This is a genomic window from Methanobacterium subterraneum (assembly GCF_002813695.1).
In the GTDB taxonomy this organism is placed as follows: domain Archaea; phylum Methanobacteriota; class Methanobacteria; order Methanobacteriales; family Methanobacteriaceae; genus Methanobacterium; species Methanobacterium subterraneum.
Window position 1 is genome coordinate 996,714 of sequence record NZ_CP017768.1, and the last position, 10,787, is coordinate 1,007,500.

Annotated in this window: 8 protein-coding genes; all 8 read right to left on the reverse strand. The window is 45.1% G+C overall.

Translation table 11 applies throughout. The annotated features are described in order from the left end of the window. Positions 1-342 precede the first annotated feature (342 nt). The 8 genes from BK009_RS04675 to rpsB all read right to left on the reverse strand — a co-directional run bounded on the left by BK009_RS04675 (position 343) and on the right by rpsB (position 10,678). On the reverse strand, positions 343-2,022 hold the full coding sequence (locus BK009_RS04675) for a glutamate--tRNA ligase (RefSeq protein WP_100909164.1): 1,680 nt from the start codon (positions 2,020-2,022) through the stop codon (positions 343-345). 187 nt (positions 2,023-2,209) lie between these two features. After that, positions 2,210-3,208, reverse strand: coding sequence for a short chain isoprenyl diphosphate synthase IdsA (idsA, locus tag BK009_RS04680; RefSeq protein ID WP_100906070.1), 999 nt, complete (start codon positions 3,206-3,208; stop codon positions 2,210-2,212). Further along, a complete protein-coding gene (locus BK009_RS04685) occupies positions 3,208-4,557 on the reverse strand; it encodes an RNase J family beta-CASP ribonuclease (RefSeq protein WP_100906069.1) in 1,350 nt (449 codons plus the stop codon). Before BK009_RS04685 ends, idsA begins: the two co-directional genes overlap by 1 nt. Continuing rightward, positions 4,554-5,609: a type 2 isopentenyl-diphosphate Delta-isomerase gene (gene fni, locus BK009_RS04690; protein WP_100906068.1), complete on the reverse strand. Its 1,056-nt coding sequence runs from the start codon at positions 5,607-5,609 to the stop codon at positions 4,554-4,556. Before fni ends, BK009_RS04685 begins: the two co-directional genes overlap by 4 nt. Positions 5,610-6,051: 442 nt before the next feature. After that, positions 6,052-6,846, reverse strand: coding sequence for an isopentenyl phosphate kinase (locus BK009_RS04695; protein WP_100909165.1), 795 nt, complete (start codon positions 6,844-6,846; stop codon positions 6,052-6,054). Between the two features lie 125 nt (positions 6,847-6,971). Beyond that, positions 6,972-7,901, reverse strand: a complete 930-nt coding sequence (gene mvk, locus BK009_RS04700) for a mevalonate kinase (RefSeq protein WP_236951036.1) — start codon at positions 7,899-7,901, stop codon at positions 6,972-6,974. A 555-nt stretch (positions 7,902-8,456) separates the two neighbouring features. After that, positions 8,457-9,299, reverse strand: a complete 843-nt coding sequence (amrB, locus tag BK009_RS04705) for an AmmeMemoRadiSam system protein B (RefSeq protein WP_100906065.1) — start codon at positions 9,297-9,299, stop codon at positions 8,457-8,459. A gap of 782 nt (positions 9,300-10,081) precedes the next feature. Further along, the gene (gene rpsB, locus BK009_RS04710) at positions 10,082-10,678 is read right to left on the reverse strand and encodes a 30S ribosomal protein S2 (protein WP_100906063.1); all 597 of its coding nucleotides are present in this window, start codon (positions 10,676-10,678) and stop codon (positions 10,082-10,084) included. Between the last annotated feature and the right edge of the window lie 109 nt (positions 10,679-10,787).

The following is a 10,787-nucleotide window of genomic DNA, read 5'->3' on the forward strand; positions in this document are numbered from 1 at the left end:
TTAACTCTTTGCCGGAAAAGGTATGCGGAAATTCAACTTCCGACGTGAAAATTAAACAAAATTACAAAAAAATATATATTAATTAAAAATATTCCATTTGCCCCGTAAAAAAAGGCCTTAATATTTAGGGTTAAAAAATCGATAATTAAAAAATCATTTGTTATTATTCCTTTTAATGCAGTAAAAAAATAGATAATCATTTTATTTAATCATTTTATTCCCATTCTAAAGACCCCTGTGAGTGTTATACAATTGATATCTTTGATAAGTCAATTGTTTGGCAAAATAAATGGTTAAAGGAGATAGTTAGAAGTTAAATGTTCTATTTAGGAACATGAGTTCCTATTTATGGGCGTAGTAGAACCTTAACTTCCCATCTTCTTTCTTATCCAATCTGGCAAATCCAATCCTTTCTAGCTGTACCACTTCACCTTCTTTTACACCTTTCAGGGTTGACTCTGCAAATCCTGTAACCCGCGATGCATCAGGCATTACCATCTCGGTTTCAACTGCACCTTCGGTGGGCACCCATTGCACTATCTTGGCTTTGGCTTCCCGGGCTTCATCAATACCTTCACTGTGATACTTTGCCTCGCCATCCTGGAAGATAATGTTCACAGCATCCATTAACCTCAGAACCTGATCAGATTGTGAGAGTATGTCCTCATCACTGAGGTAGACTTTTCCATTAAATTCCAGGCTGCGCATTCCCAGGTCCAGATGGTCGGGGTGTAGTGGTCTTTCCACATTTCCCAATAATGATTCAGGCACACCCTCTATCTCCACCAACTCTGGGTTTTCCACCATAAAGTACCGGTTGGCCTTATCTTCCAGGAAGGAACGGTTTAATCCGTAGATCTTCTTCCAGGTTACGGTGGAGTCAGCTATTTTCACCCCGATCTCCATCATCAACTCCTTTATAGCCAGGGATTGTATACCCCTACGGGCTATGGCCCGGATGGTTCCCAATCGGGGGTCATCCCAGCCACTGTAGACACCTTCTTCAATACCCTGACGTGCCTGGGAGGTGGATAAACTGACATCATCCATTTTCAGTCTTCCGTAGTGGATGAAGTGTGGTACATCCCAGCCCATGTGATGGTAGAGGTATTCCTGTTTTTCACTGTTGGCCAGGTGGTCCTTACCCCGCAAAACATGGGTAACCCCCAGGAGGTGGTCGTCCACTGCCACCGAGAAGTTCATCATGGGATAAACCCGGTACTGTTTACCAATACGGGGGTGCTCATCTTCCACAACCCTCATGGCCACCCAGTCCCTTATGGCAGGGTTTTTGTGCTCTATGTCAGTTTTTACCCGGAGAACCATTTCACCCTCACCGGTTTCTGGCATTTTCTCCCATAGCTTTAAATTCTCCTCCACACTGGCATCCCGGTGGGGGCAGCTTTGGGAGGAGTCCTTGAGTTCTTTGAACACGTCCCCTGGGCAGGTGCACATGTAGGCCCCTCCCAGTTTGATGAGTTCCAGGGCGTGTTCATAGTAGATTTCCATCCGGTCGGACTGGATGATCTCTTCATCCCAATCCACTCCCATCCACTTCAGGTCTTCCGGTATCATCTGGTAAGCAGAAGGGTCCACCCTTCGTGGGTCTGTGTCTTCAACCCGTAGGATTAGCTTACCCTGGTATCGTTTACTGTATTCCTGGTTTAAAACTGCTGCCCGTGCATGCCCTATATGGAGGGGTCCTGATGGATTTGGAGCAAAACGCAGAACCACTTTCCCCTCAGCACCGGGTAGATCAGAGAGTCCCTTGACCTTTTCTTCCTTCTTCTTTTCCTGGTAACCTCCCAGGTTGTCCAGTTCTTCCTTCTGGGCTTCAGGGCTTAATTGGTTTACCTGGGCGGTGATCTGCCCGGCTAGTCTTGATACATCCTTGGCCTGTTTCCGGTATTCAGGGTGTCCGGACATTATCATCCCGATCACTGCCCCGGGCTGGGCCTGACCCCCGTGTTTGGCGGCGTTGATCAGTGCTTGTTTTCGAACCAGTTCTTCCAGTTTATCCATTGTATAATCACTTCGTCTTCATTTAATGAGTTAGAAATAAAAGAATTTGAGTAAAATTTTAAGAAAAACAATTAGTTTAGGGGATTTAAATGACAATCCCCAATTATTAGTGAGTAAAAAACTTCTACGTGCTCTGTTTAATGACCTGACTTAAAAGAAGTTTTATAACTCCTTTTCAGTGCAAGGCCTAATGACTCCTTTCCAGTACAAAGTCAGCCACCCTGATGAGTGCTTCCTTGGCTGGACTGTCGTCCAGGATGTCCAGTAACTGTTTGGCCTGGTTCACATCTTCCTGAGCCACCTGCCAGGCGTATTGTATGGATCCATATTTTTCCATGATCTCCATGGCCTCAGTGACATGTTCATCACCCTCTTCCTTGAGGATGGCCAGTAAACGTTCCCGGTCTTCTTCACTAGCCTTGGATAGTGCGTTCACCACCAGGAGGGTCATTTTTCCTTCCACAATGTCACTACCCACTGGTTTTCCCAGGTCCTCATCACTGCTGGCCACATCCAAGTAGTCATCCTGTATCTGGAAGGCCATTCCTATGAGTCGACCGTACTCTGCCAGGGCTTCCACCTGTTCCGGTGTCCCTCCACCGAGTATGGCTCCGGCTTTGGTGGCGGCAGCTATTAGGGCTGCGGTTTTCTTGTAGATCATGGTGAGGTATTCTTCTTCCCGGACATCTTCCCGTTCTGAGAATCCCATGTCCAGTGCCTGGCCTTCACAGATCTTCACGCAGCTATCCACCACGGTGTGCAGGGCCGGTAGGATGTTCTCCGGTGCCACCCCATCGTCCTCACTTTTCATTACCGTGGCAAATGCTTTGGAGAATAGGGTGTCCCCGGCCAGAATGGCCATGGGTTCTCCCCATAGTACGTGTACTGAGGGTTTTCCCCTCCTTTTTTCGTCCTGGTCCATGATATCGTCGTGGATCAGGCTAAAGGTGTGGATGAGTTCCACTGCGGCTCCAGTTTTAAGGGCGGATTCCACTTCACCACCCACTGCTTCGGCACTTAAAACCACCAGTGATGGTCTGAGTTTCTTCCCACCGGCTTTAACCAGATGTTCCGATGCCTGGCGAAGGGTTTCAGGGTCCACTGTTTCCAGGGCCCTGTTTATCTCCTGATCTATGTCTGCAGAGTATCTTTTGAGGATCTCGGTTACTTCCAGTTTTGATTCCATTAAACTCCTCCGTTGAAAACCTGTGCCTGTCCATTTCTCAGTACGTGAATATTGTTACCCATTTTGTACCCTTCTTCCTCAGCCATCTCGGTGTAGGCGGCTAGCATGTCCAGGCTCCCGTGGGCAGGTATGATGTGTTCTGGTTGTAGCATTCGTATGAAGTCCCGGTGGTCTTCCCGGCCGGCGTGTCCGGATACGTGGGCGTTGGTGTAAATCCTGGCCCCGTGATCCTTCAAACGTCGCTCCATCAGGTTCCGGTTGGCCACGTTGGTGGGGTTGGGTATGATTGGTGCGCTTATAACCACGTTATCCCCTGGTGCCACGTTGAAGTGGGTTCTTCCACTGGCTATCCTTGGTAAGAGAGCGTCTGGTTCTCCCTGGTGTCCGGTGGTTACCAGTATGTAGTCGGATCGGTTTTCCTCTGCCCTGGCCAGTGCCCGGTTAACTGATTTGGGGCTTCCGAAGAGGCTGGCCCCCTTAGGGAGATCCAGTATTCCTATTTTTTCGGCTATGCTCCCGAACCGTTCCATGGATCTTCCCAGCAGGAGGATTTTTCGGTTGCTTTCCTGGGCTATGTTACAGATGGCCTGTATACGTTCGATGTGACTGCTGAAGGTGGTTACCAGCAATCCTTCATTGGCTGGGAGGATGTCCTTCATTATATCCTCCAGGACTATTCTGGCTACCTTCTCGGAGTGGGTTTTCTCCTGCTGTTTTTCGGTCATCCTGGTGGTTTCCACAATAAGTGCCAGTACTCCCTTTTTACCCAGTTGCCTTAGGCGTTGGTAGTTTGGGGGTGGGCTGAGCATCATGTGGTTGTCGAATTTGAAGTCCAGTGCATAGACAATGATACCTTCAGGGGTGTGCAGCACTGCGTTAACTGCCTGGGGTATACTGTGGGTGGTGTGCACGAATTCCAGGGTGATATCTGGGGAAAGCTGCATTTTTTCTCCGGCGTTTAGGACCTGGAGGGGGTTGGATACTTCGAATTTCCTCTCCTGTTTTATACTGTTTTCCACCAGTGCCAGGGTGTAGGGTGTTCCAATGAGGGGTGCGTCGTAGCGGTGGGCTAGTTTGGCCACTGCTCCGATGTGGTCCAGGTGTCCGTGGCTGAATACTATGGCCCGTACCTTACCATCCACATCCTTCATCAGGGTGTCGTCTGGTATGACTCCCCTTTCAATTAAATCTAAACTGTGCATACGGGCGATGTCGGTGTCTTCATGGATGTGCACCCGATCCAGGTTGATTCCCATGTCGAATATTATTACATCCTCCCCCACTTTCACTGCGGACATGTTTTTGCCCACTTCTTCATAGCCTCCAATGGCAATTACTTCTACACTCATAAGGATGACCTCCTTGCATAAATTTTGGTATTGTAGCCCCTTTCCTGGAGCCATTCTCTTGTTTTTCCCTGGATTACCAGGTCTGTTTTTTGTAATTCTTTCAGGTTGCCTGCTCCTACTAAGAACATGGCTACCTTGATTTCCTCCAGGAATCTGGAAAAGAATTTGAAGAGTGCTTCTTCACCCAAGTATGATGCTTTGAGAACTGGTAATGCCATTCCCACTGCATCGGCCCCTAGGGCTAGTGCTTTTACTGCTTCTAATCCGTTTCTTATTCCTCCGGAGGATATGATTGGTATCTGTACTGATTGGCTTACTTCCACGGTACTGGCTGCGGTTGGTATGCCCCAGTCCCAGTAGAGCTCGCCCATGGTTTTATCCTGGCTGCGGTAGGTTTCAACTGCCGCCCAGCTAGTTCCACCAGCCCCGGCCACATCGATGGCCTGGACACCGGCTTTTTCCAGGGATAGGGCATCGTTTCCACTGATACCGGCCCCGGTTTCCTTGGCTATTACCGGGATGTTCATTTCTTCCACGGTTTTCTGGATGTTTTCCAGGTATCCTCTGGTGTCCACATCTCCCTCTGGCTGGATTGCCTCCTGCAGGGGGTTTAAGTGTATGGCCAGTGCATCCAGGTCCATCATCTCCCCGGCCTCGTGGGCCTGTTCCATTTGGGGTGCTCCTATGTTCCCTATTAAGAGGGCTTCGGGGGCTTCTTCCCGGGCGATGGTGTAGGTTGATGCCAGTTCCGGGTTTTCAACTGCTGCTCTCTGGCTTCCCAGTCCCAGGCCGATGTTGAGTTTTTCTGCTACTCGGGCCAGTTTCTGGTTTACTTCCACTGAGGAGGGGTGTCCTCCAGTGATAGCGGTTATTATTATGGGTGAATCCATCTTTTTCCCAAGTAGGGAGGTGGATAAGTCTATTTCTTCCTGGTTTACTTCAGGAAGGGCTTTGTGGACGAGTTCCACATCTTTGAATCCTGTTTTTTTATGGTATTCCACATCGCTGTGGGTGCATAATAGCAAATGCTCTAATTTTCTATCTGAAATCATAATCTCTTCCTTTTAGGTCTAAATTTACTAATTTTTCCTTACTTCTGATTCACATTTCCTATTTTTTATTATATTATCGATTTTTTTTTATTGATTGATGCTCGTGAATCTGTGATTTATTCAATTTCTATTATTTAATTCTAATTCTAACTAATTTAAGCCTAATTCCTTTTTGATTTAATTCGTATTCTGGTAATTGTGAGTTTAATTCCTTACCTTTAATTTAATCCAATTCAGGTAGTGTAAGTCTAATTCATTTCTTATAAGTTAATTCATTACTTTTAATTCTAATCTAATAATTGTGAGGTTAATCCAATCCTTAATTCTCTAATAATTGTGAGTTTAATTCATTCCTTTGATTTAATATGGTAATTATGAGTTCAATCTTTTTATGTTAATGTTATTATTTATTATTTTGAATTTAACGTGTGTTGGATGTTATTTATTTACTGATTAGGGTTCCCCTTACCTTTTCACCCTTCAGTGTGCGTTCCAGTAATCCCTCGCACCCGGCATTTATGAGTTCAGATTCTATTCCCTTACCAGCCAGATCCAGTAGTTCTTTCAGTTTTCCGGCCATTCCCCCGGTTACATCCACGGTTTGTGCTCCTTCCAGGAATTGGAGGTCTTCCAGTGACTTCACCACTTCCAGGAGTTGGGCATGGGTGTGTTTTTTAGGGTCACGGTCGTATATTCCATCCACATCTGAGCCCAGGACGATTCTTTCGGGTTTTAGTTGGAGGGATAGGTAGTTCACCAGCTGGTCACCGGAGACTACTGCCATCTGGATGCTTTTCTGGGTGTCGGGAACCACGTCACCGTGGAGGACTGGTACCAGTCCCATTTCCAGATATTTTTCAATGATTTCCAGGTTGGCGGATTTGATTCGTTTATTATGGGTGATTATGAATGATGATGGGGGCACTGCCACTGCAGGAATTCCATATTCCAGCAGGTAATGGCATACTGAATGGTTAAGGTCTTTAACCGAATTTTGGGTTAGGGTGAATCCCATCCTCTTTTCCTGGAGTTCTTCCTTGGTGTGGATGGGGCTGCCTATTTCATATTTCCTGGCGTGCAGGTGTCCGAAGCTGCCTGCTCCGTGGATTATGATCAGTTTATCTGGCTTTGCCCTGGCTATTTCCCTGGCAATGCGGTCCAGGTTCACCGGTTCCAGGGTGGGTTCGGTGGCTTCTTTTCGGGTGATTACACTTCCACCCAGTTTAAGGATAATCATGAAACGTATTCTCCTATAAAGACAATTATTCTCCTAACTCTGTAAACATCGTGAAATTAATCACCAGGTCACCCCTTTGGATGATATTCCCACCTGGAATGCGTTTTCAATTGAATTCAGTTCTGTTAATACTTCCCTGGTTTTCCCGGGGCAGTAGGCAATGATGCTGCCCCACCTCCAGCTCCGGTTATTTTGGATCCCATGGCACCGGCATGGCGTGCCTGGTAAACCAGGCAGGATAATTCCAGGGTGTTAACTCCCAGTGAATCCAGGAGTCCCTGGTTGATGTTCATCAATTCCCCTACCTGTTTTTGGTCTCCCCGGGTTATGGATTCCCGGGCCTGGTTGGTTATCTCTTCCATGACTTCCAGGATGGGGTTGATTATGGTGGGATGTGCCTGGCGTAGCTTTCTGACTTCTGCCACCAGGATGCCTGTGTTTCCTGGTTGGGAGGTGTATCCCACTACCAGTGGTATTTTCAAGGCGGTTTTTATCTTCACTGCTCCTCTTTGGGGTGTGAAGTATAGTAATCCCCCATGGGTGGATACTGTGGTGTCCAGTGGGCTGGCTGCTCCCTGGACTTCCAGTTCTACCTGGTGGGCTATGCGGGCCAGGTTTTCTCGGGATAGTTCCTGTTCCTGGTAGCGTGCCCTGGCGGCCAGGGTGGCCACGGTGATGGCTGCTGATGATCCCAGCCCCCCTCCTATGGGTATTTCCAGATCCACTTCTATGTCCAGGCCATGGTCCAGTGGGGAATTCAGTTCCTCCTGGAATAGTGCACATTTAATGTATTGCATTATCCCGGCATCAAAGGTACCAGGGTTTTCTTCCACTTCACCGGAACTGGTTAATTGAGTTATGGAATTAGTATCAGTATTGATACTTCCGTAAACATCCAGTTCGGGTATTTTAAGCTGTATGTGGTCTGTGGTTCCTTCGTTGATGGTTACTCTGGCTCTTTTATCTACGGCCACGGCAATGGCTGGTTTCCCGTAGACCACTGCATGTTCTCCAAAAAGGATGGCCTTGCCTGGTGCAGATGCGGTGACTGTCATTGGATTGAACTCCGTTCACTAAAATCTGTCGAATATTTTTCTATTTTAACTAACCCTTCCTGTTGGTTTATTTTTGTCCCTGAATGATTACCTATGAGTTTGATAATTTAACTTATGACCATTATTACTATTTTTTTAAACCATTTAAATCCCATTGTTTGATTTATAATGGGGATTATCCCTGTTTTTAGGGAATCTTCGGCCATTTATACTCACACAATTTTATTGGGAACTCATCCTGTAACATGCGATCCACAATCAACTGGTTTTCAATGATTTTATGGGAATTTCCTGATTAATGGTAATGAATTTATTTCTTATTGAATTTGTTTCTTATGAATTTTATTTTCATATGAATTTAGTCTATTTTTTTTTGATTTAACCAAGTTATAATCTATTAAGCTAAGTTATAATCTATTAAGCTAAGTTATAATCTATTAAGCTAAGTTATAATCTATTAAGATTTAAATCTATTTTAATCTATGTTTTAGATTTATTCCGTGTCTTTATTGTTGGATTTTCCTCTGAATCTACAGTTACCTGAATCTACACAGTTTACCTGAATACTGCTGAGGCGTATCCCACTACAGAGTCTTTGTCTCCACCAGTATCTCCACTGGTTGCGTACTGTAGGATGCTGGCTGTCTGGGCTCCCATGTTTCGGGATGCTTCTATGGTGGCGGTTACTGGTCCGTAGCCACACATGGTTACCTGGTATTCCTGTATCCTTTGGATCATTTCCACTTCATCCATTTTGGCTATGGCTTGGAGTACCTTCTCATCATGGGCCTGAGCCACTTCTTGTGGCTGGTAGTGGGTGAAGTCTGTACTGGCAATTACCACGGCGTCCCTTCCCAGTTTGGCTGCGGTGTGTGCTATGGTTTCTCCCAGTTCCCGGCTGGTTTCCACATCCTGCATCATCATGCACACTGGTACCATCTGGAAATCTGTGCTGATTTCCTGTAGGAAGGGTAGCTGTACTTCGCAGCTGTGTTCCTGGATATGGGCAGATGGGTCATCATCCAGTAATGGGTAGTAGTTCACCAGTTCGGTGGCGAATTCTTGGTCTATTTCCACTTCTCCCAGAGGTGTTAGCCATGAGCCCTGGGTCATGGTGGCCAATCCGGATCCCATTCCAGTGTGGTTAGGACATAGTATAACCACTGTTTCGGGCATACCATCTTCGGCCAGTTCCAGGTATGAGCAGGCTGCCACTGGTCCAGAGTATACGTACCCGGCGTGGGGAGCGATGAGTCCTTTGATACTCCGCTGGTTTCCCAGTTTTCCCGGTTGCTTTCCAGGTCCTAATTTGTGCTGGTAGCACCATTCAATTCTCTTCTTTAATGAACCTTCATCTGATTCATAGAACATTCCTGCCACGGCAGGTTTCCTGATCATAGAAATCCCCCTTGGTTAATAAAAGGTTTTCCCGCCTTTTATTAACTTCCTTTTTTTATTAAAGATTATTAAAGAGTTTGAATTATTAAACAGTCTTTAATCTAAATTTTTAATTACTGGAAAGTTATTTTAACATTCATTTAAACATTTTTTTAAACTTTCCAAATTGGGGTGATGAGAATTATTATGTGATTACCAGTATAATTTTTGGTAGTATAATTATTATGGGATTATAAGATCAGTCCGGAACTTTAATCCAAAGTTTTTAAATCTATTTTATGGTTTTTAACTTTATAATAATTTCAAATCCATTAGTTATGGTATGGAATCATTACAATATTTAGTTTTATCCATTAGTTATGGTATGGAATCAATTAGTATGTTAAATACTTCCCCCGTTTATGTATTCCCCCTTTATCTGGAGTAGGGTTACTCCATGGATGATTTCGTTAAAATAGAGCTCATTTTGAGTAATTCTAATAAAATATTTCAAAATCATCCTTTACAAGAATACTGTAAATGATTGTTTTCGTGAAATTTATTGTTCACATAAATAATTCAAACCCCCTTAAGGGATTGAACCCCAAAATGGGCATGAACTCATAAATGGACTTAACCCCAAATGAACTCATAAATGGATTAAACCCTTAGGTGGTATGAACCACTTAAGGATACGTACCATGGAGTTGGTTTTACGCCTCTAATGAGGTGAAACTCTAGTATTTTATGAACTCAATATAAAAGAGCTCCCTGAAAGGGGAGCTCCCTTGTTGAATGAATGTTTATATTTTGAGTTCGAATTCTGATGGGAGTATGTCCAGTTCCTCTTCAGGAGCCAGTACTTCTCTTTCCCTTAGTATCTGTCGGGCCATTAACCAGTAGACCAGGGCTATTGCTTTTCGTCCTTTGTTGTTCACTGGTATGACTATGTCAACGTTGCCCAGCAGGTTTTCAGTGTCACAGAGTGCTACTACAGGTAGTCCAATCTGTTTTGCTTCGATTATGGCCTGTGAGTCGCTTCGGGGGTCGGTTACCATTAGTACTTCAGGTTCTATGAATTTACCATAGTTGGGGTTGGTTAATGTTCCGGGTATGAACCTTCCAGGGATGGTTCGTGCTCCGGTGATTTCTCCGAATCTGCGTACTGGAGTTTGTCCGTACTGCCTGGTTGACACGGCCAGTATGTCTTCTGGGTCGAATTTTGCCAAGAATTTGGCGGCTGACATGATTCTGTCGTTGGTTTTCCGCACATCTAAGACGTATAGTCCGTCGGCTCGTACACGGTATATGTATCGTTCCATGTCCTTGGTCTTCTGTTGTGTGCCTATGTGTAATCCTGCTGCTAGGTATTTATCCAATGGAATTAATAGTTCTGACAACTTAATCCACCTCTAAAAATATATTGTTTTTTTAAATTCCGTTTTATTTCAATTATCCTGATTTTGGGGGATCCCGATCCTTTGAAAAAATTGTGGTTTGTTTACCCCT